The organism is Streptomyces misionensis (assembly GCF_007896895.1).
GTDB classification, from domain to species: Bacteria; Actinomycetota; Actinomycetes; order Streptomycetales; family Streptomycetaceae; genus Streptomyces; species Streptomyces misionensis_A.
Map to the genome: position 1 here is coordinate 2,378 of NZ_VOGW01000169.1, position 25,919 is coordinate 28,296.

Genomic DNA, 25,919 nt, shown 5'->3' on the forward strand with positions numbered 1-25,919 from the left:
TTTCCGAGAAGGGCGTGCGCCGGGGTCGACGCTGCCGGGCGGCCTGCCGGCTGCTGAGTGCCGGGAACTGCGGGTGCGGGAGTGCCCTTGGCCCTGGAGGTCTTCTTCCGCTTCTTCTTGGAGCGGGGCACGCCGTAATTGCGGTCGCGGTCGAAGACCTTGTTGGCCGCTTGGCGGAGCAGGTCGCGTGCGTGCTTGTGGCTGATCTGCAGGGCGCCGGCGAGCCGGTCGGGCTGCCAGCCCCGGACGTAGGCGTGGTCGATGACGACCTGCCGCTCGGCCTCCGTCAGGTGCACGTCGCGTCCCTGGAAGACGGCGGTCACCCGCCGGTAGTCCAGGCGTCGGTGCAGGTTGTCGTGCAGCGGGCGCCGCTCGGCTTCGGTGAGCCCGCCCCAGACACCCTCCTTGAGGACGTTCTCCAGAGCGAAGTCCAGGCACTCGCGGCGTACGGGGCACCAGCCGCACAGCTCCTTCGCCTCCGCGATCTCCTCGTGATCCCGGGGGCCGGGGAAGAACACGGCGTCGGCGTCCTCGACGTCCATGCCGTGGCACGCTCCGCGGGTGTGCCAGCTGGTGTCTCCGATGCCGCGCAGGCCGGTGGCCGGCGCGTCGTGGGTGGTGATGTGGCGCAAGGCGGGTCTCCGATGTGCTGCCGAGCGGGGCGGTGCTCGGCGGGTGCGGCGTCGGGTGCCGGCTGCGGCGCGGGGCGTGGGCCGCAGCCGGTGCGGGATGGTGACTTGAGGTGGCGGTGCAGCGGACGGGGGTGCACGCGCCAGGTGGTGCCCGTCAGGCCAGGGCGGGCTGCTGGACCCGTTCGGTGGGCTGGGCCTGCTGGGCGGCGGCGAGGTCGAGGCGGCCGGGGTGCGGGGTGGCGCGTGGGGTGAGCGCCAGGACCCCGGCGTTCGGGCCGATCCTTCGGCGGCGGCAAGGTTCGCCAGGCTGGGCCAGGCACCACTCGCACCGGACACTCAGGGCGTCGGGCTGTCCCTGGGCGACGGCCGCCTCGCGCGCGGCTCGGGCGCGCCGGTAGGGCGCAAGGGCGGCGCGGGCAGCGGGCGGTATGCAGGAGCCGACCTCCCGCAGCCGCGCCTCCAGCCTCGGGTCGATCCCGGCGCGACCGCTGGTGATGGCTCTGGCCTGGGCGGGCTGGGCGATGCCGGCGGCGACGGCGCGGCGGGCGCCGACCAGCTCGGCGGTCCAGGCGGCCTGGTCGTCCGGGTCGGCGGACGGCGTGGGATCGGAGTGCCGGGCCAGGCGGTCGCGCCGGTAGCTCTCCCAGGGACGGGCCACGTCCGCGGGCAGGATCTGGTACGGCGAGGTTCGGATGTGCTGGCGGGCGGCGACGCGGGCGTCCCAGCCGTGCGCAGTGGCCATCGGCACGTCGCCGAGCAGCTCGTGCCACTGGGCGAGCTGGTCGCGGGCCTCGCCCTGGTCGGTGCGGATCGTGCGGGGGTCGAGTCGGCCGATGTAGGCCAGCAGGGCGGCGATTTCGCGGCGGTCCATGGCTACTGCTCCGTTCCGGTCGGCTCGTTAAGTGCGGCGAGGAGGGCGGCGGTGTGGGCCTCGGCCCGCGTCATGCCCCCCGGCGCGACGGCGTTCTTGCCGGGCACGGCGTAGAGGTTCGGGCGGCTGGGGGCGTGCTCCCGGGTGATCCAGGAGCGCCAGTCGGCAGCCCAGGCGTCCGCCGGCCTCGGAGCATGGCCCGCCCGGTGCGCACGCCACTTCGCGTCAGCGGCCCGCAGGCCCTCCTCGCCGAGACGGTCGAGGTGCCCCTGCTGGCGAACCCAGGTGCGGGTGGCGGGGTCTACCCGCCACCCGGCAGCCGACAGGACGGCAGCACCACCACTGCTGTACCTCCGGTTCAAATCAGGTTCACTACGGTTCTGTGTGCCGGTAGCCGATACATCGCTGTGCCGGTGGCCGGTACGCCGCTGTGCCGGTTTCCGCCGCGACCTGCCGGTTTCCGGTACTGCCGGTTTCCGGACCCTCGCAGGGGATTCCGGCACCTCACGCGGGCGGATTCCGTACCGCCGCAGAGCCGACAGCCGGAGCTGCGCGGGGGCGACGGGCTCGTCCGATACCGCCGTGTCGCCTTCTTCCTCCCGCTGCTCTCGCAGCGCCTGTGCGACCGCTTCGGCGGCGAGAGGCAGGCGGTAGACCGTGCTGCGCTGCGGGCCGACCAGGTCGTCGAGCTGCTCCAGCTCGCCGGCCAGGAGCAGGCGCTCGACGGCTTCACGCACCGTGGAGACCGAGGCACGGGTGCGCTTGGCCAGGCTGGAGAGCGAGGCCCAGGAGATGCACTGCTCGTCGGCCACCCGGTCGGCGATCGACAGCAGGACCAGTCGCGCGGCCCCGCGGCTGGAGCTGTGCTCCCACACCCACTCGCGGGCTTCGCTGCTCATCGGCCGCTCCCCAGGAGCGGGTGGGCCCGGCGGTTTGCCGGGGCCACTATGGTGCTGTCCGGCTCGGGGCGCTGAGGCGCCGAGGCGGAGGTGGCTGCCGCGCAGGCCAGGCGGAAGGGCCTTTTGCGCAGGGCAGGAGGCATGCGATACTCCCCTTTGCAGTGTTGCCGCGCTGATGCGCCCCTCGGAAGGACTCAGCGTGGTGATGGTGGGCAATCTCCGCCCTTGCCGGGGCGGTTGTGCCGCTTAGCGTTCGGCGTCCGTGAGTTACCGCTCCCGGGCGCCGTCGCTGTTTAGTGGACCTTCGCGGTCCGGTCCGTGCTCGTGTTCTCCTTACGTTCGTCCGCGCAGGCGGACTGCGCGGGGACAACGAACATACGCACGGACCCGCGTCAAGATCCAGACTTGGTTCTTAAACTCTGTACTGATTCCAGAGGGTTACCGAACGATCGGCCCCTACGGCCGATCCCCCACGGCTTGGGTCGGAGTGTCCTGGCGTTGAAGCGCACCGTTGCCACGGTTGCGTCGAACGCCGAGACCGCGTCATTGTGTCCGAAATCTCCCGCGGCGGAATTGCGATGTGGGTGAGGTGTGTCCACGGTCGCCCCGCACTTTCCAGTCGAAGATCAATTACGGCCTGCCAGACGTGACGTATGCCGCTGGGTGAATGTGTCTTGTGCCACTTCGCCCGGCTTACTTCTGTCGGTAGAAACGGACAGGCCGCCCTGAAACAGGCGGGACGCGTCACACGGGAACGTGCTGGTGAGGAAGAACTTTCCATACGAAGGATCATGTCGTCAACTGGTGTTTATGGCGGGGTAGGGTGGTTGAAGTTACCGCGAAGTCCACCCAGGAAAGGATCATGAAAGAGCCGACCGAAGGCCAGGTGAACCCCAAGGGGCTCATGAGCCGCCTTAACCGCCTGTTCGACACGGTGCACCCGCCCGACCGCGGCCCCTTCAGCAACGCTGAAGCGGCTGAACTCATGGAGAAGCGCGGGCTGGGCAAGCTATCGGCGCAGTACCTGTGGCTGCTACGGACGGGGCAGCGCGATAACCCGACGAAGCGTCACCTCGAAGCGCTCGCAGGGTTTTTCGGCGTGGATCCCGCTTACTGGTTCGATGACGCCGTCGCCGAAAAGACAGTGCAGGAGCTTGAGTTGCTCGCATTGTTGCGCGACGCGAAGATCAAGAACGTTCTTCTTCGTCTATCCGACGTCTCGGCGGACGGAAAGGATGCCGTCCTGGGAATCGTTGAGAGCGTACGAAAATCTGAGGGGTTGCCGCCCTCAACTGACGCGTAAACGGCAGCAGTTCAGTTAGTGATCAAGGAAACGCAATGTGGTCCGCACGTAGGCTGCGCCGGCCTGACCTCCTGGCCGAGCTGAAGCTCCCGCACGTCACCAATATCCGCGATCTCAGCGACGAGGTCTCTCGCCGCACAGGAAGAGCGGTGATCCTAGTGCCGCGAGAGCAGGCACCCTCAGTGTGCGGCGCGTGTGCCGTCACAGAGAGTGCCGTCCACGTGTTCTACGACCCGTGGACCAGCGTCCTGCACCAGGACCACATCATCGCCCACGAGTTCAGCCACCTGCTGCTCGGCCACCACAAGAACAGGCCCGCGTCCGCGCTCTCCTCCGTGGTCTTCACCAGCATCGGCTCGGCCACCGTGCAGATGATGCTGGGCCGCAGCAAGTACGACGAAGACGAAGAGCGGGACACCGAACAGCTCGCCTCGCTGCTCCAGCGCCAGATCATCGACCGGTGGCTGCGCAGCGACGAGCCCTCCGGAGACGACGTGCAGGACCGCGTCACCCACACGCTGCTGCGCCGACGGGAGGCCCGGCCGTGAAGGATCTGCTCCACCCCATCAGCCTCGTCGTCGCGACGCTCGGCTTCTTCTGCCTCCTGCGGGACGTCCCCACCCGGCGCCGCGACCCTGCCTCGGCCGCGCTCGCCGCCGTCTTCCTGCTGTCCGGGCTCTCGTTCCTGTTCTCCATCACGCCGATGTGGAACTACCTCGACCGGGTGCTCGGCACCGTCAACCTCTCCGTGCCCCTCGCGCAAGGCTGCGTGGTCGCGCTTCTGGCCTGCCAGCAGGTAGTCCTCACCTACTGGGGGTCTCCATCCGAGGTCGCCCGTCGGCGCAGCCGCCGATGGCTCGGCGGCGGCCTCGCGGTGATCGCCGGGCTGCTGGTGCTGTTCGCCCTGCTGACACCCAGCGCACCGCATCCGATCGACTTCACGCTCTACTACGCGCACGACGACTGGTACGCCGCGTACCTCACCCTGTACGTCACGGCCTACACCATTGGCGAAATCTTCCTCGCCCGCGCCTGCTGGCGCCTGGCCCGCCGCAGCGCCCGCAGGTCCGTTCGCGTCGGCCTGTGCATTGTCGCCCTCGGCGCGACCGTCACCCTCGGGTACAGCGCCGTCCGCATCGGCGACGTGGTCGCCGGCACCTTCGACACCTCTCTCGCAGATTGGGAGGGCTTCGCCTGGACCTGCGGCGATGTCGGCGCCATGCTCACGCTGATCGGCTGGCTCGTACCTACGATCAGCGATCAAGGCCAGAGCGTCCGGTACCGGATCAAGCAGTACCGCAGTTACTACGGCCTGCGCCCCCTGTGGCTCGCTTTCTACAGTGAGGCCCCGGAGATCGAGCTGCCGCTCGACAGGGTCGATCCGGCCCAGCGGCGCCGCTTCCGGCGCATCTCGATCCGGCTCTACCGACGAGCCGTTGAGATCCGTGACGGCCGTTTCGTGATCCGCCAGTACCTCGACGAGTCCACCCGCGAGGCCAGCGAAGCCCGGCATAGGGCCCGGGGGCTCCATGGACACGAGCTGTCCGCGGCCGTCACGGCCGACCAGATCCTCGCCGGGATCGCCGCCCGGGCCGCCGGCGCCCGCCCAGAGCCCGGCCAGCTCACCGAGTTTGCCGACTCCAAACGCCAGACCACCCGGCCCATGGATGACATCGAGGCTCTCCTCGACGTCGCGCGTCACCTGCCGCGCCAGCCCGCACGCGCCCCCCACCTTGAGCGAGTCTCCGCATGACGAACGCCCTCACCCACCAGCCCGCCCACGTCCAGCTCCAGGCCCTGGAACGAGGCGAGATCTCCAGCCGAGAACTGCTCGACCTCCACCTTGCCCAGATAGAGGCCAGCCGGATCAATGCCGTCGTCACCCGCGACAACAGTGCGGCCCGAGCCGCCGCACACGCAGCCGACGAACGCCGCGCCCGTAACGCGAGCACCGGGATTCTCGACGGCCTTCCGCTCACGATCAAGGACAGCTTCGAGACCGCCGGCCTACGCACCACGAGCGGCGCCGAGGAACTCGCTGAGCACGTCCCCACACGCGATGCCGACGCGGTCGCCCGACTCCGCCACCAAGGCGCCGTCATCATGGGCAAGACCAACACCCCGGCCTACTGCCAGGACCTGCACACCGACAACGCCCTATTCGGACCCACGCTCAACCCGCACGACCCCAAACGCACCACCGGCGGCTCCTCCGGCGGCCCCGCCGCAGCAGTCGCCGCCTACCTGACTCCCGCCGACCTCGGCAGCGACCTCGCCGGCTCCCTGCGGCTCCCCGCCCACTACTGCGGTGTCTATGGCCTGCGCCCCACCCATGGACTCGTCCCGGCCCGCGGCCACATCCCCCGACCGCCGGGATGGATCACCAGCAGCGACATGGTCACGCCCGGGCCCCTTGCCCGCCATCCCCGCGACCTCGACCTGCTCCTTGCCGCGCTGACGACACCGTCACCCGTCGAGAACACTCCCTGGGGCGTCACGCTGTCCGCAGTGCAGCGCCCGCTCGGCCGACTCCGTGTGGCGGTGTGGGCAGACGACCCAATCTGTCCCGTCGACCGGGAGACGGCCGATGCTCTCGCCGCCCTCGAAGGGACAATCGCCTCCGCCGACGCCACTGTTCACCGCACGGCCGGGCCAGTTGCTTTCGCCGACTCCCTCCGTCTCTTCGAGCAGCTCCTCCACGCCACCACGACGGCCACCACCGACGACGACGCCGGCGCGGCCGAACTCGCCGCTGCCCGTGACCTGGACCCAGGCGACGCGAGCCCAAAAGCAGCCATCCTGCGCCACCGCACGCAGACTCACCGTGCCTGGCTCCGCGCCAACGAGGAGCGCCTTCGGATGCAGCAGGCGTGGCACCGGTTCTTCACCGATGGCCCCTACGACGTCCTCATCACGCCTGCTGCTCCCACTGCGGCGATCCCGGCCGGCAGCCGTACCCTCACTGTCAACGGCGCCGACCGGAGCTTCTTCGACCAGACCGGCTGGGCCAACCTCACCAGCCACGTCGGGCTGCCCAGCCTGGTCATGCCACTCGGCCGCAACACCGACGGCCTCCCGATCGGTGTACAGCTTGTGGGACCTGCCTACGCGGACCGGACCCTGCTCCTGATGGCCGAACACCTGGCGTCCCAGCTCGGAACCGAGGCCGAGGGCGTCATGGCGCCACGGAGCGGATGACCTCCACATCACCGTTGTAAGTTCACCGTCACTAGGAACGCCTGCGGGTTAACATCGCGTGGTCGCCGACCGCGATCTATATGTGGGGGCGGGAGACGCCGGCGACGTACGCCTTGAGGCCGTAGCGGCTGTAGGTGCCGCCTTTGACGGTTTGGTGCCGGGAGGCGCCGTCGGGGCGGGCTTGTGCTTCGCGCGCACGGACTGGCCCTCGCCGATCAGGTGCCGGTTGTCCAGGAGCGCTTGGCAGTCGTAACTGGAGACGTCCGCGAAGGGGCGCCGGCAGTTCTTGCAGTAGGTGTCCAGTGCGTTGATGCGCTGCTCCACCCTGGTCTTGAAGGAGCCGCGGAAGTCGGCGATGCGGGCAACGGTCTCGTCGACTTGGATCTCGGCGACGACCCACTTGTGCGGGTGCTTGTCGACGGTGGCGGAACGGGACGCGGACTCGTTGGTCACGTGCAGAACTGTCCCTTTGAAGGCTCCGGGCCCGCTCCAAGGCCTTGGTCACTGTGGGAGACGCGTCAGTGCCGTGATCCGTTACGTCAATTCCCTTCAGACGATCGGTGGTCCCCCAGGTCTGGCGTCGTCGAGGTGACCTGAAGCGTCAGTTCGTAAAGCTGGCGGCCGGTGGTAGTGATGTCGTATCGGCGCGCGTTTCGGAGAGCCGCCTTGGCCAGGGCCTTGCGCCGGTGGAGGTCCCGGCCCATCCCGTCCAGGGCTACGGCCAGCGAGCGCGGGTCGCCAGGGGTGAAGGGAACACCAGTGCCCTCGAGGATTTCCCTCGCACCGGGAAGATCGGAGTAGGCAACCGGAAGTCCGTGCGCTTGGGCCTCGATGAGGACAAGCCCGAACGCCTCCAGACCACTGGTCGTGAAGACGAAGGCGTCGAAGTCAGGCAGGCGGCGCCACAGTTCGGCGCGGGGCAGGAACGGATCGAACTGAACCCGGTCCCGTACTCCGAGTTCGGCGGCTCTTTGTTGCAGATGCTCCCGCAGAGACCCTTTGCCGATCACGGTCAGGCAGTGGGGCTGTTCGGTGAGCGCGAGGGCTTCGACGGCCGTGATCGTGGACTTGTTGTCGTCCAGGCGACCGGCGTGCACCAGTGACAGGGGGCCGGCCCCTGCGGACGGTTGATCGCGTACCTGGGCATCGGCCAAACGGATGCCCCACGGGATGATGGTGATGCGATCGGTGAACCGGCGCCCGGTGAGGCGATCGATGTGGTCGGCGAGGACAGAGGTCGGGGTGACGATCGCGGTACTGGCGGCGGCGACCTCGTTCATGGCCTCGTGTTCCGCCGCGCTGCGCTCGGCCGCCATCACCTCTGGACCGTGGGCGATGGCGATGAGCGGGATGGTGCCGGCGATTCGGCTGAGGGCCAGGCTGAGCGCGAACCCGACGTACTGGGCGTGGATGGCGTCCGGCCGGAGTTGCTCGACGAGCGCCCCGACCTCTCGCGCCAGTTCGTCAACGTAGTGCTCGAAGCCGGGCCCCTGGGGGCGTTTTGTGGTGGAGAGGGGGATCAAGCGATCGAATGCGGCCTTCCACGCCTGATCGACCGGTGTCCTGCCGAGGAAGGTTGTGCGGATGTCGGGCATGGCGCGATAGAGGTCGTTGACGAGGATCAGGCTCCCGGACGAAGGCGCGGAAGACCGGTTGATCCCGGTGACGACGGTCAGGGGTTTGGCGGTCATGCGGAGATCCCCTTGATGCGTGGCTGATGGGCGGGAAGCGAGCACGGGGTTGTGATCCGCAGGTCGGCGGTGGTCTTCCGGCCGCGGGAACGAGGAGGTGCCCACCACGACGCCAGGTGCGGCGTGAATACGGCGGTGATCTCCTGGGCCGGGTGCAGGAAGCCTTTGCTGTCCTGCTTGGCGGTCCAAGCTCTGACCGTTGACCGGGGGTAGATGGGGTGTATCCCGATCTCGCCCTTGGGAAGGATGCCATTGAAGGGCGTGGGAATGCCCTCCTGGTTCCAGTAGTCCCACGCTTCCAGCGCTTTGGCCTTCTCGAAGCAGTGGTAGAGGTGCCGGTAGCGCGGCAGATACCGGATCTCCCGGAAGAACATCTGCCCGACCAGCCCCGGCGCGACGTGCCGGAGCATGCTGAGATCAGCTCCCTGGAAGGTCACCGATGCCGTGTCCTGTGATGGGTGCAGTGCGGTCCGGGCGAACAGGTGGGACAGCCGCCGTCGTACATACTCGGCGACTCCTGGGGCGAGCACCGGTTCCACGGCCTCGGTGAGCTGGAGGAGCTGCTGGTGGCGCGGATGGAAGCGGGCCAGGTCGAATAACTGGTGCATCCCGTCCACGGCGGCGAACGCGATCCGTTTGTACAACCAGTTGTTCATCTCCCCGGCCTGGGCGTACTTCTTGGTCTCCGGAGTCGTGGAGTGGAGCATCAGGTACTCGGCCAGCACCTCGAAGTACAGGTAGCCGAGGAACGGCACGGCGGGCACAGCGGCGGCCAACTGGTCGATGAAGTCGGGAGCCGCCGTGGCGCCGCCGGCTGCGTTGCGCAGCGCCGTGTCAAGGAACACGGCTGCGGCGCCCAGTCCGGCGGCCCGCACAGCATGGTCAAGCCGGTCGTTCTCGGCCCTGGTGAGGAGGCTCTGATAGCGCAGGTAGGTGCGCAGGTGGATGGCGCCGAGGTGCAGATAATCCACGCCCTTGGTGGGGATCGGAGCGTCCGGGATGACCTCGAAGATCATCGGCGTGATGCTCGGCTTCGTCTGCATCAGGTAGGCACCGAGGTTGTGCGGGCGCCACCCCTCGCGCTGACGAGTGAGGGGTGAGCAGTACAGGGCTCCGACCAAGCATCCGGTGGAGACGTGCAGCTCACCGCTGGTGCGGATGGCGGCGATGTCCCTGGTGGTGTGCAGCAGGTACAAGGGCTGGCCGCTGGCGAGCGATTCGGTCATCGCACTGTGCTGGATCAGCCACCCGTTGGGGGTGTCATCTTCCAGGTAGCGGCGCCAGTCGCCCTCGCTCTCGGCCAGCGAGGCGGGCGCCGGGCGCTGCGCGGGCTTGGTGTAGTCCGTGTGGGCGTGCTCCCATTCGTCACGCAAGGGAACTCCTGGGGTCGAAGTCAGTAGTGGGCCGGGGGAGCGCCGTAAGCTCTACAGGGTCTCGACGTTCGCCCCGGACAGGCGATTGCGGCAATCGAGCACGTACGGCGCGTTCTTCTCGATCATTGCGAGGTCGAACCGCGTGTGGTCCATGAGGAGCACCACGGCGTCAGCGGCTGCTACCTCTTCCGGGCTCGCATCGACCCGGGGCACGTTCAGCTTGCTGGTGTCGCTCTCCGGAACGTTCGGGTCGGCGCCGCGGACCTCGGCGCCGAGGTCGGTGAGGAGTTCGGCGACCCTCGCTGATGGGGAGTTGCGCAGGTCGGTGGCGTTGTACTTGTAGGTCAGGCCCAGCAGCAGAATGCGAGATCCCTTGACGGGCAGCCCGCGCTTGTCGAGGCCGTTCACGATCCGCTGGACGACGTAGTCGGGCATGCGCCGGTTCACGTCGTCGGCGAGGTCCACGAACCGGAAGGGGACCCCCAGCTCCTGCTCGACCTTCCACGAGAGGAACAGCGGATCGACGGGCAGGCAGTGCCCGCCAACTCCTGGCCCCGGGGTGAACCGCGTGAAGCCGAAGGGCTTGGTGGCGGCGGCGTCGATCGCCTCCCAGACGTTCACGCCGAGGGGCGCCGCGAGCGTCGCCAGCTCATTCACGAGCGAGATGTTGACCAGCCGGAAGGTGTTCTCCAGCAGCTTCGCCAGCTCAGCGACCTTGGGCCCGGACACCGGGACCGTCGTCTGGAAGACACCGTCGTAGAAGCCCTTGATCACGTCGAGAGATCTGGCGTCAATCCCGGACACCAGCTTCGGCGTCCCCTCGAACGACCACCGCTTGTTCCCCGGAGCTATGCGCTCGGGGCTGAACCCGGCGAGAAAGTCCTCCCCGGCCTGCAGACCCGACACCTTCTCCAGGATCGGAACCAGCAGCTCCTCGGTGCAGCCGGGGTAAGTCGTCGACTCCAGAACTACCGTCGCACCGGGGCGAAGGTGCGCGCCCAGGGTCCGCGCGCAGGCCTCGATGTAGGAGAGATCGGGCACGCCGTCCCGCAGCGGGGTCGGCACAGTGATCACCGCGATGTCAAAGCCGGCCAGCGCGGCAACGTCGGTGGTCGCCAAGTAGTCACCGGAGTCCCGCACGGCACGCAGCCGCGAAGAGGCCACGTCCTCGACGTAGGAGTGGCCGGCGGTGAGCTGCTGAACCCGGTGAGCGTCCACGTCGTAGCCGATCACGCGGTGCCCCACCTCCGCTGCGCGTACGGCCAGCGGAAGCCCTACGTAGCCCTGACCAGCGACGACTATCTGCATGTCAGCTCCTATTCGGTTGCGGTGCTTGAATGGACCGTCATTCCTGATCTGGCGAGGAGATGTGCTGTGCCTCTGGTGTCTGTCGTGATGCCCGTCTACAACTCGGTGGCCACCCTCGGTGCAGCCGTCCGATCAGTACTCACGCAGACCCACAGCGACCTGGAGCTGCTGGTCACCGACGACCAGTCCTCCGATGGCTCCATGGACCTGCTCCGCGAGTTCGCCAAGCAGGACGAGCGCGTCCTGCCGGAAGCGGCGCCCGAACGGGGCGGGGCCGGCCGGGCCCGCAACCTCGCGATCCAGCGAGCCCGCGGGGATTACATCGCGTTCCTCGACTCCGACGACATGTGGTTGCCGGAGAAGACCGAAAAGCAGCTCGCCTTCGCCGCGGAAGGCGACGCGCCCTTGACGTTCACCTCGTACTTCAAGATGGACGCCGACTACGACGGCGAGAGCACCGACTGGATCCCGAACGGACGGGTGATCCGCGCGCGGGAACACGTGGACTACCGTGCGATGCTGCGCCGGGATTACATCGGAGCCCTCACGGCCATGTACGACCGCAATGTCCTGGGCACGAGGCTGATGCCGGAGATGCGCAAGCGCCAGGACTACGCGCTGTGGCTGTCGATCATGCGCGACGGTGCTGACGCCCGGGGCCTGGCCGAGCCGCTGGCGGTGTACCGGGCCCATCAGGCGGGCTCGCTGTCCTCCAACAAGCTGTCGCTCGTGCAGTACAACTGGGCCCTGTACCGCGAGCATGAGCATCTGTCGGTCCCGCGGGCAACGCGGGCGCTGGCCGGCGCCGTGTGGCAGTCGCTGCGCAACTCGCGCATCTGACCCCCGGCACGGGCCCCGCCCCGCGGCCGTGCCCCACGTTCGAGGGCAGGGCCCCCGAAAACGGAACTCGGTGAGCCACCAGTGCCGCTGGCCAGCTACGCGGCCGCGCCGTCGTCGGCCCGCGCGCGCAGGAACAGCTGGAGAAGCAGCCGCCGTTCGGCGACCGGGACGGTCTCCTGGCCGCTGTGGAGCGCTTCCCGGCCGTGCAGGAAACGGCGCTGGTTCACGATGAGGTAGTCACCGTGCTGGAGCATGAAACAGACCTGCCCCCGGACCAGCTCCTTGGCGAGTTCCCTCGCGGCTTCGGCGTGCGCCGGGCTGAGTTCGGACCGCTCCAGCATCTTGGCGGTGAACCGGACGAACCCCTTGCCCGGCTCGGAACCGTCCAGGATCGGGAACGGCTTGTACTCCTCGCCAACGCCGAACAGGTCGAAGAAGGTCCCGTAGTGGTAGGCCGTCTCGGCCAGCAAGGCGCGGCAGCCCTCCGACAGCCGCGCCACCGCCGCATGGGCATCGGAGAGGATGCTCGGGCCGCCGCCGAGAGGGTCGGGGCGAACGCACAGGAGCGTGGTGAAGTCCGGGGGCAACGTCGCGTTCACCAGGTCCATGTGGAAGGCGTTGTACCCGATGCCGCTGGACTTGCCGGGGTCCTTATCGACCTTGACCCCGATGTCCTTCCAGAGAGGCCACCGCGGGAAGGGGGAGAAAGGGACCGCCACCTCGGCCGCTAAGCCCGTCGCGATCCGCAGGAACCGGTCGCCGTCGGTGCCCAGTTCCTTGGCAAGGCTCCCCAGGCGCAGCACGGCGTATCCGCCGCCCTCTCCGGTCAGCGCGTGCCGCAGCGTCGCGGCAGTCTCCTCGAACCGCGGGATGGCCGTCAGCTCGGCCCGGTACCGCTCCATGGTGGACGTCGCCAGGAACGAACCATCCAGTTTCCATGTCGGGAGTGGGAGGTCGAACAGAGCGGCTTCGAGTTCGCTCGGGATGTCGATGAACATGCGGAGTTCCTGTCTCTTGGGGTTTTCGCCAGGTCGTTTGGGCGGCGCGACCAACCGGTATTGGATCGCCGGACCTCGTCTCGGGCCACCGGAGAGGCGATCAGGGGCTTGAACCTGCCGCCGCGCGGCCGGAAGGCCACGTCGGCCACGGCCAGGATGATGGGAGGGGGCTCCCGTGCCCGGGGTCGGACCGGGAGGCAGCCGGTGCGGGCCGTCGATACTCGCGACACGGCTGCGGCACGGGCCTTCCGCCGAACATTCGCTGCCCCCCCATGTGAGGATCGCCCAGTCTGGGGCGACACCGGCAGAAGGAGTGGGCCTGGCCGTTCCGTCTCGGGGGGTGCGGGCCGGCCAGGCCCGAACCCGGATGGGCGGTCGCGCCAGCCCATCCGGGAGCTTCAGCTCACGCCGTCCTCGGTGCGGCTGTTGGGTAGGCGATTGGCCCTGTTGCCGCCACGCGACCGAAACGTCGTCCCGGCCAGCTCCAGATTTCGGTGTACGAAGCCGTACGAGCGTCCGATCTTCTCGGCGAGTTCACGGATCGACGCGCCACCCTCGTACTGCGGCTTAAGCCACTTGCCTGCCCGTTTCCGCTGCTCGGGGTTGAGCCGCTGGCCGCGGGTCGGCCAGTCGATCTCCTCGTCAAGCACGGTCGGCTCCTCCCGGCTTGAAGGCGAGCGCGGCGAACGCCTGCGCTTCGTGTCGGTCATGCGTGCGTCCCCACCTTCACGTCGCACACCACCGGCAGGTGGTCGGAGGCTACCCGCGCGGACTGCGTGTCGTAGGTGAAGTAGTCGACCGGCTGCATGCCGGACGTGAGGATGTAGTCCAGGGACCAGGGGTCCTGCTTCTTCTCGTTGTCCCACCAGTAGCCGACGGTCGCGGTCCGGGCCTTCCCGGTGAGCGTCTGCGGGTCCTGCCAGCCGCTGTTGAGCAGCACTTTGACGGGGCGCTGGTCTGCCGGGCCGAAGTCGCCGTTGTCCAGGACGACCCGGTAGCGCGACTGGAGATGCTGGGGGGTAAGTGACCAGTTGGCCGGCTCCCGGTCCGGCGTGTTCAGGTCGCCCAGGAGCAGCGCCCGGGGCGGCACCCCCGGGAAGATGCCGCCGTAGTCGGTCATCCAGCGGGCTTCGCCCAGCCGCGAGTCACCGTCGACCCAGCTGAAGTGCGTGCCGAAGGCCACGAAGTCGTTCGTGTCGTCCTCGGCCGCGACCGGCCGTAGCCGGGCCCGGATCAGCGCGTGGTGGAAGGTGCCCTCGCCGAGGGTGCGCTGGCCCATCAGGCGCAGGCTGGACGGCCGGTACAGCAGGGCGGTGTAGTTGCGGCCGTCGCCGATGCGCGAGCGCGCCATGCGGACCGGCGCCATCCCGAGCGCGTCCGCGGTCTGAAATAAGATCCGTTCGTCGTGCGCGTCCCACCCCATGCACTCCTGGAGGCACAGGACATCGGGGCTCAGGCCGACGAGGATCTCCGTCTGTGCGCGAAGGCGTTTGTCGTCGCCGTTGTCGAGGCCGCCGAGGTAGAGATTCCAGGTCACGGCACGTAGGGAATCCGGCGGTGTCAGGGCTGTCATGAGGTCCTTCGGTCGAAACGGGATGTGTAACCGCGGTGCTGGACCGCGGGGTTCGATGGCCGGCGAACGTCAGAGGGCGCGCAGATTCCGGCCCAGCTCCGCGGCAGTGGGCCGACTCGCCTCCGGTGCGTCGAGCACGGTCCGCAGCGCCGTCTCCAACTCCGGCCAGTGGCCAATGCGGCCCAGCGGGGCGCGGTGGCGGGAGACCACCCTGGCCAGCTCGGTCTCGGTGAAGCTGCTCGGGTCTATCCCCAGGCAGCGGTAGTTGCGCGGCCACCGGCCGCTGGCCGCCATCCAGATCGAGGCGGCCAGCGCCCAGACGTCGTCTGCCACGGTGGCCACGGCGGCGTGCAGCCCGTCCGAGCGGGCGAGTAGCTCGTAGCTGGCCTGGTGAACGGAACCGCTCGTGTGGGTGGCCACGGGAGGCAGGCCGCTGGTCGGCGACCAGGCTGAAGACCAGTCGATGAGTTGGGCCTCGTCGGGGGCGAGGATGATGTGGTGCGGCTGGAGATCGCCGTGGACCCACCCCGCGCGGTGGGCGCCGGCGACCGCCAGGCACACCGCGACTGCCGCGGCCAGGGCCTGCTCACGGACCTCGTCCGCGCGGCCGCGGACCGGTGCGTACAGGTCCCACAGCGATGGGCTGTCCAGCCACGGCGTGGTCAGCCAGGCCCAGCCCTCACCGCTGCCGTGCCGCACGCCGCGACCGTACGAGGCGGCTGGGACCACCCCGGCTATCTGCTCCCACACCGCGGCCTCCCGGACCACCCGCGCGGCAGCAGCGCCCGTGCCCGTTTTCAGCATCCGGGCATCCTGCGGGCCGGAGACCCGCCAGACCTCCACCCCGTACCCGCCCACCACCGGCCGCCACCGGGCCGGGAGCCCGGCGAGCGCTTCCACCTCCGCCCGGCCGTGAGCCGGTCGCGCATCCACCGTCACAAGGCGCGGGACTGCCTGAGTCATCCGGTCACCACCCTCGGGCCTTGGACGGGGCGGGTACGGGGCAGGGCGGTGGTCACGGCGAGCGCGACCAGGGTGGTGCGGCACAGCTCGCGCACGACGTGGCGGGCGACGACGAAAGGCATGTCGGGGGAGTCGTAGAGGACCAGGGCGTCGGGCTCGGGCGCACATGTCTCACCGGGCCGGGGGTGGAGAGTTCCCCGGACGCCGATCAGTTCGGCCTCCCGTGCCCGCAGCTTCACGTGGCCCTCGCGCATCCGCGGGCACAGGCGCGCGGTTTCCTCCGTGCAGGCCTCGCACATGGGCGGGATCGTCGTCCGCACGCCCTCCCAGTCCGACGTCACGCTGTCGAGCAGGGGCACGAGGGGGAGGAGCCAGAGCATGCCGCGCTCGTCGCGGGCGGCTGGCTGGTTGCAGCCCGCGCAGAGCAGACTGTTCATCGCGGCCGGCTGCCGCTCGGGGTGTAGGTCGGCGTACTCGGGCCGGCCGGTCGCTGTGCCGCCGCGCAGCTCCCACAGCGTCCCGTCCAGGTCGCGCGCCAAGGCGTCGTGCACGGGGTCGGCATACGCCACCCCGGACGAGGTGACCACCACGTCGATAGGCGTCTTGGCCTCGCCCGTCCACGGCGTCACGTATGGCGCTATCGGTCTGCTCACAGATGTTCCTCGGTAGTCGAATGCCCGGCGGCACGGTGGCGTGCAGCCGCATGCGCAGGAGCTTGGTGCCGTGCCCGCCGCGTGCCGAACACCCGGCGGGCACGGGGTCTCAGGTGGCGATGCCGAAGCGCGCCGCGAGATCGGCGTGCGGGGTCGGCATCGGCCGGAACCGGGCCAGAGTGTCCCGGAGCGGCCTCACGGGGACGAGCCGGTCACTCGCCGGCGGCCGGAACCAGTACGGGCCCGGAGGAACCCTCTTGTTCAAGGACGGCAGCGTGATCCTGCGCGGGGCGCCCAGGCACACGGCATAGTCGTGCGGCGTCCACCGCTCGGAGGACCCGGGCGGGACCAGCCAGTAGAACCTCTCGTTCTTGGGGTCTTCGATCACGGGCCCGCATCCGCCCTGGATCTCGTCCATCACGGCCGCGGCAGACCGCGCCTCCAGGCCTGCGCTGGTGATGACAACGTCGAACAAGCCGCCGCCGAGGCGAACGATCGCCTTGCTGCGCGCCTCGACCTTGAAGAGGGCCCGGATCGCTGCGGCGAGGTCTTCCATATCGGGGGCGGGCTGCCGGGCCGCGCCGGCGGCCTCGTCCGCCGCCCGCATCATCTCCGCCTGGGTGGGGAGGACCGCGGTCGTCACAGGCCCACCCGCTCCCGCTCGGCGCGCACGATCGCGCGGACGGTTTTGCCCGTGAAGTTTGGGGTGACGAACCAGGTGAGTTCCGCGCCCTGCCGGACGACGTCCCAGAGGCCGCGCCCGAGCTGGCCGGCCTTCGCCTCCTCGAACTGGGGGAACGACGGGGCAGGGTCCCGGACGTCGATGAGCAGTTCGTGGGCCTCGGTGACGCTGAGGCAGGCGGTGATGCACTGCCCGTCCGCCTCCTGGGTCAGGCCGTGCTCGATCGCGTTGTCCACGAGGGCGTGCAGGATGTCGATCGCGAGGTGCTGGTCGCCGGGCCAGCCCAGCCGGGTGAGCACGGTACGCGCCTGGATACGGGCTAACCTCGCGGCGCTGGGATCGGCGGGGAGATCCATGGGGATCTCGCGCAGGACCGGCGCGATCACCGCGGCGGATTCCATCTCGGGGGGTCCTTCGGTCAGGGGGAGGGTGCACCAGGTCGTCGTGCCGTCGGAGCTGACGCCCCACGCGTGGGCCAGTGCGTCGACGAGGAGGAGGCCGCGGCCGCCCTCGTCGGTGGGGCCGGCGTGGCACACCCTGGGCTGGGCGGGTGAGCTGTGGCTCACCTTGATCACGCAGAACCGGTCTTCGAGGTAGACACAGACGCTGATGTCGGGGCCGCTGCTGTACCGCAACGCGTTCGTCACCAACTCCGTGAGGAGTAGTTCTGCGGTGTCCACTAGGTCCGGGCGCCCCCAGTAGGTGAGGCCAGTCCGGACGAGGTGGCGAAGCCGGTGCGGCCACAGCGCGTCCGCCTCGGACATCTGGTCGGAGCCGGGGTCTGGCCGACGCTCGATCACGACCTCAAGGGCCGTCCGAACGCCTTCCGGCTGCAGCACACGGGACATCACGTCGGGCCTCCCCGACGACCGACAGGCGAGCGGCGGAGAAGCCCAAGGCGAGCCTGCTGGTTCGCAGGCATGCGCGGCTGCTCGGTGAAGTCACCCCACCACGAGTCGTTGAGGTGACTGTCTGGGGCGGCCGACCAGCGGGGAAACGGGGTGGCATCCCAGAATGCGGCGATCTGCGCGGCGAGGGTCGGGGCGGTGATCACCTTTGCTGCCTCCCCGTCTCCGGCCCGGCCAGGGAGGCGAAGAACTGCGCGCGGCGAGCCAGTTGCAGAGGCGGGTGGTGCAGTAGAGGCGCCGCCGGGAAGCCAGGGGCAGCAGCTGCATCGGCAAGCGCGAGACGCCGAACGCTGTCGCTGGCCGTGCGGCGTGGGGCGGTCATGACGCCGCCTCCGCTGCCGGGCCGACCACACGGCGCGGGTAGAGGATTGCGCCGATCTCCTCGTAGAAGGCTTCCATCTGGTCGGCCGTCAGGACGAGCGCCAGGTCTTCGACTCGCTGCGCTCCGCGCATCAGGCGGAGCGGGACGGCGATTCGGCCGGCCTGGGTGTGGTGGAGCGGGCTGCCTTCCGCGCGCTCTACCCGCAGAGCAGGTAAGGGTGCGGCGGAAGGCCTCCTCGCTGAGTGACCCTTCGTCATGGCACCACAACGTAGGGCCATTTCCACAGGTCGGCCCTGAATCTAATTCAGGGCTGACTGGGGTTCAGGGTCGGAAACCCCAGTTCAGGGTCAGGCCGCAATGCCCATGTGACTGGCGACGGCGCGAAGGTCGTCGCGGAACAGCGGACGCTCCCGCTTGAGCAGGTCGGTCACGGCCTCCCTGACCAGTGGGGAGAAGACGATCTCCTCGGGTGACTGCTCCATCAGTTTGGTCAGCACGTGCACGGTGGCGTAGTCGTCGCGCTGAATCCGGTTGCAGTTCATGACCTCGATCAAATACCGGGTGCGCCGCTCCAGCGGCAGCTCAGGGTTGATCTCCACCGTGTCGGCCAAGCGCAGGGCTTCGCTCGGGTTGCCCTCCTCGGCCGTCAGATGCACTTCGTGCATCGCCACGTTGGTCGGCCCGAAGCAGGTGTGCCAGTCGTTGCGGTCCGACGCGACGCGCGCGGCCGCGGCCTTCGCCCCACGGTAGAGGTCCCAGGCGACGGGGCCCTTCGCGGCGCGCACCGCGGCGATGGCCGCCTGCAGGTGCAGCGCTCCGTGCGCCGACCAGTGCTCGGCCGGTGAGTCGTCGTCGGGGGCGCAGTTGGCGATCGTCGCCCGCGCCAGTTCGACGCTGTCGTGGACTTCGCCGGCGGAGGTGAGGACGCACGAAAGGTTCCAGGCCGCGGCCGCGATCAGGGCCGGGTCGCCGGCGTTGTCGGCGAGCGACAGTCCGCGGTCGGCGGCGATGCGGGCGAGGGTCGGTTCTCCCACGCGGCGCAGCCAGATCTGATGGAGCCCGTACAGGCTGACGAGTTGGCGCAGCGCCACCTGTTCGTCGGGACCGGACGCATCGCGCAGGGCCGCATGTCCCTGCCGGAGGAGCAGGGGCAGGCGGGCGCCCACGTCCTGGTACCGGCCCTTGGACTGGGTCTCGTACACCTTCCATGCGTCGTCGACGTCCTGCTTGAAGTCCTCGACGGTCACCGAACCGACAGCGGTGGGAAGCATCGACGAGGGCAGGGACAGCGCGCTGCGGATCTCCGGGACGTGCTCGTGCTCCGTGTCCAGGCCTGCGCCGACGCCGGACAGGAACCCGCCCGTGAGGTCTTCCAGGGTGCAGCGCAAGACCCTGGCCAGGTCGAAGAGCAACGAGAGCTTGTCGAGCGGGATCTGCTCGTGCTCTACCTTGTAGACCCAGTTCTCCGAACGACCGATCAACTCCCCGAGACCCTTCTGAGAGATGCCGCGCCGCTCACGGAAGTACTTGACCCGTTGTCCGATGGTGAACAACTCACGTGCATTTAACATGATTTGACCTGTTCGCCGCAGGAGTAGGCACTCGGAACCAGCGTAGGCCGGTTGGCCGTCCAGAGGGGGGATACTGGATGTCTCTCCCCCTGTGGGAGGGCACTCAAAGGGCCCCGGCCGAGCTTGCCGGGGCCGCCCTTACGACGCGCGTCTCGCAAGGAGTCTCTCTTGTCCTCCTCCTACCGCGGCCTGATCCTCGACTTCGGCGGAGTCCTCACCACCCGTATGCGACTGAACGGGCAGGCCTTCGAACGGTCCGAGGGCCTTGAACCTGGCGCCTACTTCCACGCCCTGAACGAGAACCCCGAGGGCGTGGCCGTGTACTCGAAGCTCGAAGTCGGCGAGGCCAGCCAGGAGGACTGGAACCGGGTGATCGGCGGCATTCTCGGCATCGACCCCACCGACCTGATGCGTCGGGCACTGGCCAACCTCCGACCCGAACCAGCCATAGTGGCGGCCGCGGACCGGGCTCGCGCAGCCGGGATCAAGGTGGCGATGCTCTCGAACAGCTTCGGCTTGGAGCCCTACAACCCGTACGAGGCGCTAGGGATGTGGGAGGACGCCTTCGACGCGGTGATCCTGTCCGAACGAGAGGGCGTGCGGAAGCCGTCGGCGTTCATCTACCAGCGGGCGCTGGACGCCCTGGGACTGACGGGGCCGGAGTGCGTGTTCGTCGACGACCACGCCGAGAACCTGCCGCCGGCCGAAGCCCTCGGTATCCGCACCATCCACCACACGACGGACCCCGAAGGGACGGCGGCGCAGCTCGACGCCCTCCTCGAACGCGCGGCGGCCGCGTGATCTAGGGCAGACGCAGGGAGCGCAGCCGCTCTGCGATGGAGAACGAGTCGAGCCGCAGAGCGGTGATGTCGCTGATCAGGTCGCGCCAGGCCTCGAACTTCGTGTTCACGCGCTCCCCGTGCATCCCCAGGTACGCCACGGCCACGCCGAAGCCGTACAGCTCGTTGCGCGCGGGCAGCGGGCGGAGCACGATGCACTCCTTCGGTGTGTCGCAGGGCGGCCCATGTCTCGCTTACGCGTCAACGGCATCTGGGCCCTGATTCATGACCGACGGTGCCACGAAGTGGCACCGTCGGTGGCTGCGGCAGATGGCGCCGTGTGCTAGGCCCCGTCTTCAAACGGATCTCGCCACGCCGGCTTCGGTGTCATACCGTGACTCGCCCTGTTCCTTCGCGTACTCGGTGACCGCGGCCTGGACATCGCGGGCGAGGTCGCGCCAGGTGCGCCACGCGGTTTCGTACACCTAGACGAGTAGTTCCGATGTGGCTCAGTGGTCGTAGGCGATCAGTGACCTGGTGATGGGTGCGCCGATGGTGCGGTTGTGCCAAATTGCGCAGGTCATCGCCAGGATCCGTTGGGCCACGCGGACGCCGACGCCTTCGATGGTGCGGCCGCCGTGCTGTTCGAGGTCGAGCTGGCCCTTGAGGGTGTCGTTGACCGACTCGATCAGCTGGCGCACGGTCTTGAGCAGGCCCTCTCCCGGGCGTGGAGTGCCGCGGTTGCGGTAGGAGGGCCGCAGCAGGCTGATGCCGCGGGCGGCGAGAAAGCGGTCCAGTTCGGCGGCGATGTAGCCCTTGTCGGCCAGGATGAGCAGGCCGGCCCGGTCGGTGGCCAGGTGCGGCTCGTTGTCGATCAGGGCGGCCAGCACCTGCCGTTCGTCGATCTTCGGGTCAGCGAGGGCCCAGGTGACGGGCAGGCCGGCTGGGGTGCACACCAGGTGCAGCTTCAGGCCCCAGTAGAAGCGGGAGTGAGAGCGGCAGTAGCCGTAGCCCGCCCAGCCGGCCAGGTCGGAACGTTTGACGGTCTCCCGCGAGCGGGCGCACTCCACGGGGGTGGAGTCCACGATCCACACCGGGTCAAGCCACAGGTCGGTGTCCGCAGCCAGGGACCGGATCACCTGTTTGACCAGCCCCAGGGCGGCCCGCAGGCGCTTGTTGTACGCCGGCCGCTGGGGCAGGTAGGGGAACATCGCGTGCAGGTGGGCGTGGGCGAAGCGCAGCCAGCGGGCCTCGCAGTGGAAGCCCAGCATGGCCTGGGCCACGGCCAGGGTGACCAGTTCGGCGTCGGTCAGCCGAGGCGGCCGGCCGCGTCGGCGCGGGGTCTTCAGACGGTCGTCGATGTGCACGTACAGTGCGGTCAAGAGGGTGTCTAACTCGGTCGTCACAACCCGATGTTGGGCACCCTCCCCACGTCCGTGAACCCCGCATTCGGAACTACTCGTCTAGGGCCTCGAAGACCCTGGGGAGGCAGGTCCCCGCGGGCGCTGCCCGCCTGTGAGCGCGGGCCGTCCGTGGCGGTCAGGAGGTGGTCGCCGTCGGCCCGCCCCGGCCGGCCTCCAGGAACGGGCGGAGCAGGGCGAGCAGCGCCTGCGGCCGGTGCAGCGGAATGATGTGGCCGCAGTCCTCGACGAGGTGCCCGGTGAGGTCGTCGGCGATCGGACGGAGCTGGCGCTCCAGCGCGGCGCCGACGGGATGCGCGCCCACCGCCATCGTCGGCACCGTCAGCCGCGCGGCTGCCACGGCTTGCTCGATCTGCGCCGCGCTTTGCGGCAGTGCCCGGTAGTAGGAGAACGCGCAGCGCAGTGCCTGGCGGCCGGTGTAGGCGCGGGTGAAGGCGTCCCGCAGCGGCGGGCGCACCCCGTCTCCGAGGGTGCCGGCGCGGAGGAACCAGTCGACGTAGTCGGCCTCCCGGCCTTCCAGGACCGTCTCGGCCAGGTCCGGAACGGCATGGAAGCCGAACCACCACGGAGGGCCGGCGGTGAGGAAGTCCTCGGCGCCGGGAAGCCTGCCCAGCAAGGACTCCATGACGACGAGCCGCCGCACCCGGTCGGGACGGCGCAGGGCGAGGAGGAAGGCCGGCGGGGTGCCGGCGTCGATGCCCACCACGGCGGCCGAGGACACCCCGAGCGCCGTGAGCAGGGCCGCGGCGTCGTCGGCCAGGGACTCCGCGTCGTACCCGGTCGCGGCTCGGCCGCTGGCGCCGAACCCCCGCAGGTCCGGCGCGATGACCTGGTACCGGTCGGACAGGTCCGCCATGACGTCCATCCACACTTCCCAGGTGTGGGGGAAGCCGTGCAGCAGCAGGACGGCCGGACCCGAGCCGGCCACGGCCACGTTCAGCTCGATGCCGTTGACGGATACGGAATGCAACTCGGGCAAGGAGAACTCCAGGTGCGGGCTGGTAACCAAAGGTGACAACCACACGTTAGGGAACTAACCTCGGCCCTCCAAGAAGGCACTTTTCGTTCAGGTGGTGAGTTGCAGGTGACCACGGCGAAGCCGGCCCCGCGCGGAGACCTGTTCGATCCCCGGTGCCCGACACGGCAGTTGCTCGACCGCATCGGCACCAAGTGGACCTCGATGACGGTCAAGGTGCTGGCCGAGGCGGCCCCGGGCGAGGTCCGCTTCGCCGAACTGCGGCGCCGCATGCCGGGCATCTCGCAGAAGATGCTCTCCGTCACCCTGCGCGGCCTCGTCCGCGACGGCCTGGTGTCGCGCCGCGTGGAACCCACCGTGCCGCCCGGCGTCCACTACCGGCTCACCGGTCTCGGCCTGTCCCTCGAAGGCCCGCTGTCCGCGCTGCGCACCTGGGCCGAGGCGCACGTGGCGGACATCGAGCGCAACAACCGGCTCGCCGACGGCCTGGACCAGCCCGCCGACGACGCCTGAACGGGCGTCCGCGCCGGCGGGCACCCCGGGGCGCGCCGTACCGCGCCGACGGGGTTCACCGGGCTCCGGCGTGAGCGGACGCGCCGCCGTCGGCGGTTGCGGCCGGCCGCGCATCGATGGGGTCCGGCGTCGTGGACGCCCCGCGACCGGGGCACGTTTCCGGGGGGTCGTGCGGCGGGCACACACTCTGCATGCTCCACGGCATCGACGTAAGTTCCTTCCAGTCCACGTCATATGACACGGACGGTCTCTCGTTCGTCTTCATGAAGGCGACGGAGGGCCGTTCGTACGTCAATCCCCGGCTCACCGCCCAGACCAAGACAGGCCGCGACGCCGGGCTGGTCGTGGGCTTCTACCATTTCCTGTGGCCCGGCGATCTCACCGCGCAGGCCGAGTACTTCCTCCAGCACGCCCCGGAGCGCCCCGGCGACATCCTGGCCGTCGACTGGGAAGGCACCAGCGACGGCAGTCACGCCAGCAACGCGGAGAAGGACTCGTTCATCCGCAAGCTGAAGCACCTGCGGCCGCACAACAAGGTCGTGCTCTACACCAACAGGGACTACTGGCTGAACGTCGACCGCACCTCGTACGCGGGGGACGGCCTCTGGATCGCCGACTACGTCACCGCGGGCAAGCCCCGCATCAAGGCCAAGTGGCGCTTCCACCAGTACGCGAGCCAGCCCCACGACAAGGACGTGGCCGACTTCGCGTCCAAGGCGGCGCTGAAGGAGTGGGCGGGCGGCTGACGCGCCCAGGGGTGCCCGCTCCGGGCGGAAGGGGCACCCCTGTCGAGCGGGGTCACTTGTTCAGGTAGGTCCAGAACTCGTCGAAGGACAGGACCTTGTCGCCGTTGAGGTCGCGGGAGCCGATGATGGCTTCCGCCACCGTGTCGGTGACGTTCCAGTCGCCCCCCTGGGCCAGGGCGGACTTGAACTCGGCGGCGGTGATGAACCCGTCGCCGTCCGCGTCGATCCGCTGGAATTCCTTGCGTGCTGCCTCGATGTCCGCCACCGATCCGCCCCTTTTCGTTCGTGTTTCTCGTGCCGTGCAGGCGTACTGACGCTGGTCAGATTAGCTGTCCGTGCGGGCGCGGAGTGCGGCGACCACCCAGGCGAAGTCCTCGGTGTGCAGTGGTGCCGGGGTGCGGTTGACGAGGGCGATCAGTTCTCGGTAGCGGGCGACGCGCTCGTCGAAGCCGGCCGTCATGCGGTCCAGCAGGTCGGCCCGGTCGGCGTCGCCGAAGAGGTCGTGCAGCACCTGGTCCGCCTCCGGTGACCCGGGGTCGATGCCGCGTTCGCGGGCCGGGGCGGCCACCTCCACGAGCCGCTTGGCGAACCATAGGGAGCGGCCGCGGCCCCGGCCCGGCTCCCCGTCCGCCGCGTTGGCCTCCAGCGCCCGGCGCATCCGGGCACGGAAGTCCGGGTCCTGGATCATCTCCGCCAACTCCACCCAGGCGTCGACCTCTTCGGGGGTGGGGTCGTCCGCCAGGTCGACGGTGGTGGCGCGCATGCGCTCGCGCAGCTCGGGGTCGACGACGTCGAGTCCGTGCAGGGTCTGCGCCACGAACTCCGCCATGATGCGCTGCCGTTCGGCGGCCGACAGCCGGGCCAGTCTGTTCATCAGGGTCGTCTCCTCCGTGGTCGAGCCGCGCCGTGCGACGGTCGACAGCACCGCGCGGGTCACCCTCAGCGATCTGATCTGTGCGTCGAGGGCCGCCACATGGGTCGCCGCGACCTCCGCCACGGTCCGCTCCCCCGCCACCACCCGGCGCACGTCGTCCAGGCCGAGGCCCAGCTCGCGCAGGGTGCGGATCAGTTCCAGGCGGGCCACCGAGGCGGCGTCGTAGAGGCGGTAGCCGCCGGGGGAGCGGGTCACCGGGGTGAGCACGCCCTCGTCGGACCAGTAGCGGATGGTGCGCACGGACAGTCCGGTGGCCCTGGCCAGCTCGCCGATGGTGAGAAGTCCGGTGCCGTCGTCGTTCATGTCTGGGAGTCTGGTCCTTCCAGTGGGTGGAGACTCAAGGAGCGGCCGTGGAGACCTTGCGGGAGATGCTCGACCGCGTGGCGCGGGACGTCTTTCCGGCGGCGGACGGCCGTACCCGCGTCGTGCCGCAGCCCTCGCCCCGGGACGCGGGGGTGCTGGCGTTCACCGCGCACTGCGTCGTCGTCACGGACGAGGATCCCGCATGGGTGTACGAGGTGCTGCGCGACCTGGACTGCGATCCGCCGGCGGGCGCCCTGCACCCGGCGTTCCTGGCCGCGCTGGCGGAGCGGACCGGGCGGCGGGCGGAGACGGTGGACGCGCTGCTGGTGGGCACCCCGCTGCCGGGCGCCCCCGACCTCGCGCTGACCGAGATCCGGGACGCCGGCCATCCGCGGATCCGGTACGCCCGCGAGCGCCGCGAGGAGGTGCGGGCCTGGCAGGCGGACGGCGGGGTGCTGGTGC

29 protein-coding genes and 1 pseudogene are annotated in these 25,919 nt (G+C 69.5%); 9 read left to right on the plus strand and 21 right to left on the minus strand.

Annotated features, from left to right (window positions below; genetic code table 11):
- The 3 genes from FRZ03_RS27710 to FRZ03_RS27720 all read right to left on the minus strand — a co-directional run.
- On the minus strand, positions 1–632 hold a 632-nt coding region (locus tag FRZ03_RS27710; RefSeq protein ID WP_146467881.1), incomplete at its 3' end, for a WhiB family transcriptional regulator.
- A gap of 154 nt (positions 633–786) precedes the next feature.
- Entirely contained in the window at positions 787–1,503 is a 717-nt protein-coding gene (locus tag FRZ03_RS27715) for a zinc finger domain-containing protein (RefSeq protein WP_146467863.1), read from the minus strand.
- 2 nt (positions 1,504–1,505) lie between these two features.
- Positions 1,506–2,402, minus strand: a complete 897-nt coding sequence (locus FRZ03_RS27720; protein ID WP_146467864.1) for a helix-turn-helix domain-containing protein — start codon at positions 2,400–2,402, stop codon at positions 1,506–1,508.
- Between the two features lie 862 nt (positions 2,403–3,264).
- On the opposite strand from FRZ03_RS27720, the gene FRZ03_RS27725 reads away from it, so the two are divergent.
- The 4 genes from FRZ03_RS27725 (at position 3,265) to FRZ03_RS27740 (ending at position 6,903) form a co-directional block, all read left to right on the plus strand.
- Entirely contained in the window at positions 3,265–3,705 is a 441-nt protein-coding gene (locus FRZ03_RS27725; protein WP_261399361.1) for an XRE family transcriptional regulator, read from the plus strand.
- 221 nt (positions 3,706–3,926) lie between these two features.
- Positions 3,927–4,253, plus strand: coding sequence for a secondary metabolite protein (locus FRZ03_RS27730; RefSeq protein ID WP_146467865.1), 327 nt, complete (start codon positions 3,927–3,929; stop codon positions 4,251–4,253).
- A complete protein-coding gene (locus FRZ03_RS27735) occupies positions 4,250–5,458 on the plus strand; it encodes an MAB_1171c family putative transporter (RefSeq protein ID WP_146467866.1) in 1,209 nt (402 codons plus the stop codon). Before FRZ03_RS27730 ends, FRZ03_RS27735 begins: the two co-directional genes overlap by 4 nt.
- Complete coding sequence (locus FRZ03_RS27740; RefSeq protein ID WP_146467867.1) at positions 5,455–6,903, plus strand: amidase family protein; 1,449 nt, start codon at positions 5,455–5,457, stop codon at positions 6,901–6,903. Before FRZ03_RS27735 ends, FRZ03_RS27740 begins: the two co-directional genes overlap by 4 nt.
- A 48-nt stretch (positions 6,904–6,951) precedes the next feature.
- On the opposite strand, the gene FRZ03_RS27745 is transcribed toward FRZ03_RS27740, so the two are convergent.
- The 4 genes from FRZ03_RS27745 to FRZ03_RS27760 form a co-directional block, all read right to left on the minus strand.
- A complete protein-coding gene (locus FRZ03_RS27745; protein ID WP_146467868.1) occupies positions 6,952–7,356 on the minus strand; it encodes a hypothetical protein in 405 nt (134 codons plus the stop codon).
- A gap of 86 nt (positions 7,357–7,442) precedes the next feature.
- Positions 7,443–8,594: a glycosyltransferase family 4 protein gene (locus tag FRZ03_RS27750; RefSeq protein ID WP_146467869.1), complete on the minus strand. Its 1,152-nt coding sequence runs from the start codon at positions 8,592–8,594 to the stop codon at positions 7,443–7,445.
- Positions 8,591–9,967, minus strand: coding sequence for a hypothetical protein (locus FRZ03_RS27755; RefSeq protein ID WP_146467870.1), 1,377 nt, complete (start codon positions 9,965–9,967; stop codon positions 8,591–8,593). Before FRZ03_RS27755 ends, FRZ03_RS27750 begins: the two co-directional genes overlap by 4 nt.
- A gap of 51 nt (positions 9,968–10,018) precedes the next feature.
- Positions 10,019–11,275, minus strand: a complete 1,257-nt coding sequence (locus FRZ03_RS27760; RefSeq protein ID WP_146467871.1) for a nucleotide sugar dehydrogenase — start codon at positions 11,273–11,275, stop codon at positions 10,019–10,021.
- Between the two features lie 66 nt (positions 11,276–11,341).
- Here FRZ03_RS27760 and FRZ03_RS27765 point away from each other — a divergent pair, with 66 nt between their 5' ends.
- The gene (locus tag FRZ03_RS27765; protein ID WP_146467872.1) at positions 11,342–12,115 is read left to right on the plus strand and encodes a glycosyltransferase family 2 protein; all 774 of its coding nucleotides are present in this window, start codon (positions 11,342–11,344) and stop codon (positions 12,113–12,115) included.
- A 95-nt stretch (positions 12,116–12,210) separates the two neighbouring features.
- On the opposite strand, the gene FRZ03_RS27770 is transcribed toward FRZ03_RS27765, so the two are convergent.
- The 9 genes from FRZ03_RS27770 to FRZ03_RS27810 form a co-directional block, all read right to left on the minus strand.
- Positions 12,211–13,167 (minus strand): TauD/TfdA family dioxygenase, encoded by a 957-nt coding sequence (locus tag FRZ03_RS27770; RefSeq protein ID WP_261399362.1) that lies wholly within the window; start codon positions 13,165–13,167, stop codon positions 12,211–12,213.
- 344 nt (positions 13,168–13,511) lie between these two features.
- Positions 13,512–13,748, minus strand: coding sequence for a helix-turn-helix domain-containing protein (locus FRZ03_RS27775; RefSeq protein ID WP_146467884.1), 237 nt, complete (start codon positions 13,746–13,748; stop codon positions 13,512–13,514).
- A gap of 71 nt (positions 13,749–13,819) precedes the next feature.
- The gene (locus FRZ03_RS27780; RefSeq protein WP_261399363.1) at positions 13,820–14,650 is read right to left on the minus strand and encodes an endonuclease/exonuclease/phosphatase family protein; all 831 of its coding nucleotides are present in this window, start codon (positions 14,648–14,650) and stop codon (positions 13,820–13,822) included.
- Positions 14,651–14,755: 105 nt separating this feature from the next.
- Positions 14,756–15,490, minus strand: coding sequence for a lipopolysaccharide kinase InaA family protein (locus tag FRZ03_RS27785; RefSeq protein WP_186785640.1), 735 nt, complete (start codon positions 15,488–15,490; stop codon positions 14,756–14,758).
- Between the two features lie 155 nt (positions 15,491–15,645).
- On the minus strand, positions 15,646–16,302 hold the full coding sequence (locus FRZ03_RS27790) for a hypothetical protein (protein ID WP_146467875.1): 657 nt from the start codon (positions 16,300–16,302) through the stop codon (positions 15,646–15,648).
- Positions 16,303–16,411: 109 nt separating this feature from the next.
- Positions 16,412–16,945 carry a hypothetical protein gene (locus tag FRZ03_RS27795; protein ID WP_261399364.1) on the minus strand — a complete coding sequence of 178 codons (534 nt, stop codon included), beginning with the start codon at positions 16,943–16,945 and terminating at the stop codon, positions 16,412–16,414.
- Positions 16,942–17,664 (minus strand): ATP-binding protein, encoded by a 723-nt coding sequence (locus FRZ03_RS39370; protein WP_186785642.1) that lies wholly within the window; start codon positions 17,662–17,664, stop codon positions 16,942–16,944. The genes FRZ03_RS27795 and FRZ03_RS39370 overlap by 4 nt, the downstream gene beginning before the upstream one ends.
- Before the next feature lie 546 nt (positions 17,665–18,210).
- Entirely contained in the window at positions 18,211–18,345 is a 135-nt protein-coding gene (locus tag FRZ03_RS40595) for a hypothetical protein (protein ID WP_261399366.1), read from the minus strand.
- Between the two features lie 216 nt (positions 18,346–18,561).
- Positions 18,562–19,785 carry a helix-turn-helix domain-containing protein gene (locus FRZ03_RS27810; RefSeq protein WP_146467876.1) on the minus strand — a complete coding sequence of 408 codons (1,224 nt, stop codon included), beginning with the start codon at positions 19,783–19,785 and terminating at the stop codon, positions 18,562–18,564.
- 168 nt (positions 19,786–19,953) lie between these two features.
- Between FRZ03_RS27810 and FRZ03_RS27815 the strand changes: the two genes are divergently transcribed.
- Positions 19,954–20,586 carry an HAD-IA family hydrolase gene (locus tag FRZ03_RS27815; protein ID WP_261399367.1) on the plus strand — a complete coding sequence of 211 codons (633 nt, stop codon included), beginning with the start codon at positions 19,954–19,956 and terminating at the stop codon, positions 20,584–20,586.
- 1 nt (position 20,587) lies between these two features.
- Here the strand turns inward: FRZ03_RS27815 and FRZ03_RS27820 are convergent, their stop codons facing one another.
- The 3 genes from FRZ03_RS27820 to FRZ03_RS27830 form a co-directional block, all read right to left on the minus strand.
- The gene (locus FRZ03_RS27820; RefSeq protein ID WP_261399368.1) at positions 20,588–20,776 is read right to left on the minus strand and encodes a hypothetical protein; all 189 of its coding nucleotides are present in this window, start codon (positions 20,774–20,776) and stop codon (positions 20,588–20,590) included.
- A 297-nt stretch (positions 20,777–21,073) separates the two neighbouring features.
- Positions 21,074–21,970, minus strand: a complete 897-nt coding sequence (locus tag FRZ03_RS27825) for an IS982 family transposase (RefSeq protein WP_146467180.1) — start codon at positions 21,968–21,970, stop codon at positions 21,074–21,076.
- A gap of 133 nt (positions 21,971–22,103) precedes the next feature.
- Positions 22,104–22,964 (minus strand): alpha/beta fold hydrolase, encoded by an 861-nt coding sequence (locus tag FRZ03_RS27830; protein WP_146465205.1) that lies wholly within the window; start codon positions 22,962–22,964, stop codon positions 22,104–22,106.
- A gap of 105 nt (positions 22,965–23,069) precedes the next feature.
- Between FRZ03_RS27830 and FRZ03_RS27835 the strand changes: the two genes are divergently transcribed.
- Together FRZ03_RS27835 and FRZ03_RS27840 are read left to right on the plus strand one after the other, a co-directional pair.
- Positions 23,070–23,474: a winged helix-turn-helix transcriptional regulator gene (locus tag FRZ03_RS27835; RefSeq protein ID WP_146467877.1), complete on the plus strand. Its 405-nt coding sequence runs from the start codon at positions 23,070–23,072 to the stop codon at positions 23,472–23,474.
- Between the two features lie 191 nt (positions 23,475–23,665).
- The gene (locus FRZ03_RS27840) at positions 23,666–24,220 is read left to right on the plus strand and encodes a GH25 family lysozyme (RefSeq protein WP_146467878.1); all 555 of its coding nucleotides are present in this window, start codon (positions 23,666–23,668) and stop codon (positions 24,218–24,220) included.
- A gap of 52 nt (positions 24,221–24,272) precedes the next feature.
- Here the strand turns inward: FRZ03_RS27840 and FRZ03_RS27845 are convergent, their stop codons facing one another.
- Positions 24,273–24,485, minus strand: a complete 213-nt coding sequence (locus FRZ03_RS27845; RefSeq protein ID WP_070023098.1) for an EF-hand domain-containing protein — start codon at positions 24,483–24,485, stop codon at positions 24,273–24,275.
- A gap of 60 nt (positions 24,486–24,545) precedes the next feature.
- Positions 24,546–25,457 (minus strand): MerR family transcriptional regulator, encoded by a 912-nt coding sequence (locus tag FRZ03_RS27850; protein ID WP_146467879.1) that lies wholly within the window; start codon positions 25,455–25,457, stop codon positions 24,546–24,548.
- Between the two features lie 47 nt (positions 25,458–25,504).
- Between FRZ03_RS27850 and FRZ03_RS27855 the strand changes: the two are divergent.
- Positions 25,505–25,919: pseudogene (locus tag FRZ03_RS27855) on the plus strand (GNAT family N-acetyltransferase); the annotation flags it as partial.

Excerpts from the sequence above, each read along its gene's own strand:
- FRZ03_RS27750 (WP_146467869.1), bottom strand. The coding sequence starts at position 8,594 with ATGACCGCCAAACCCCTGACCGTCGTCACCGGGATCAACCGGTCTTCC.
- FRZ03_RS27720 (WP_146467864.1), bottom strand. The coding sequence starts at position 2,402 with ATGAGCAGCGAAGCCCGCGAGTGGGTGTGGGAGCACAGCTCCAGCCGC.
- FRZ03_RS27760 (WP_146467871.1), bottom strand. The coding sequence starts at position 11,275 with ATGCAGATAGTCGTCGCTGGTCAGGGCTACGTAGGGCTTCCGCTGGCC.
- FRZ03_RS27785 (WP_186785640.1), bottom strand. The coding sequence starts at position 15,490 with ATGCTGAAAACGGGCACGGGCGCTGCTGCCGCGCGGGTGGTCCGGGAG.
- FRZ03_RS27840 (WP_146467878.1), top strand. The coding sequence starts at position 23,666 with ATGCTCCACGGCATCGACGTAAGTTCCTTCCAGTCCACGTCATATGAC.
- FRZ03_RS27850 (WP_146467879.1), bottom strand. The coding sequence starts at position 25,457 with ATGAACGACGACGGCACCGGACTTCTCACCATCGGCGAGCTGGCCAGG.
- FRZ03_RS40595 (WP_261399366.1), bottom strand. The coding sequence starts at position 18,345 with ATGCGCGGAGCGCAGCGAGTCGAAGACCTGGCGCTCGTCCTGACGGCC.
- FRZ03_RS27715 (WP_146467863.1), bottom strand. The coding sequence starts at position 1,503 with ATGGACCGCCGCGAAATCGCCGCCCTGCTGGCCTACATCGGCCGACTC.
- FRZ03_RS27725 (WP_261399361.1), top strand. The coding sequence starts at position 3,265 with ATGAAAGAGCCGACCGAAGGCCAGGTGAACCCCAAGGGGCTCATGAGC.
- FRZ03_RS27810 (WP_146467876.1), bottom strand. The coding sequence starts at position 19,785 with ATGTTAAATGCACGTGAGTTGTTCACCATCGGACAACGGGTCAAGTAC.
- FRZ03_RS27740 (WP_146467867.1), top strand. The coding sequence starts at position 5,455 with ATGACGAACGCCCTCACCCACCAGCCCGCCCACGTCCAGCTCCAGGCC.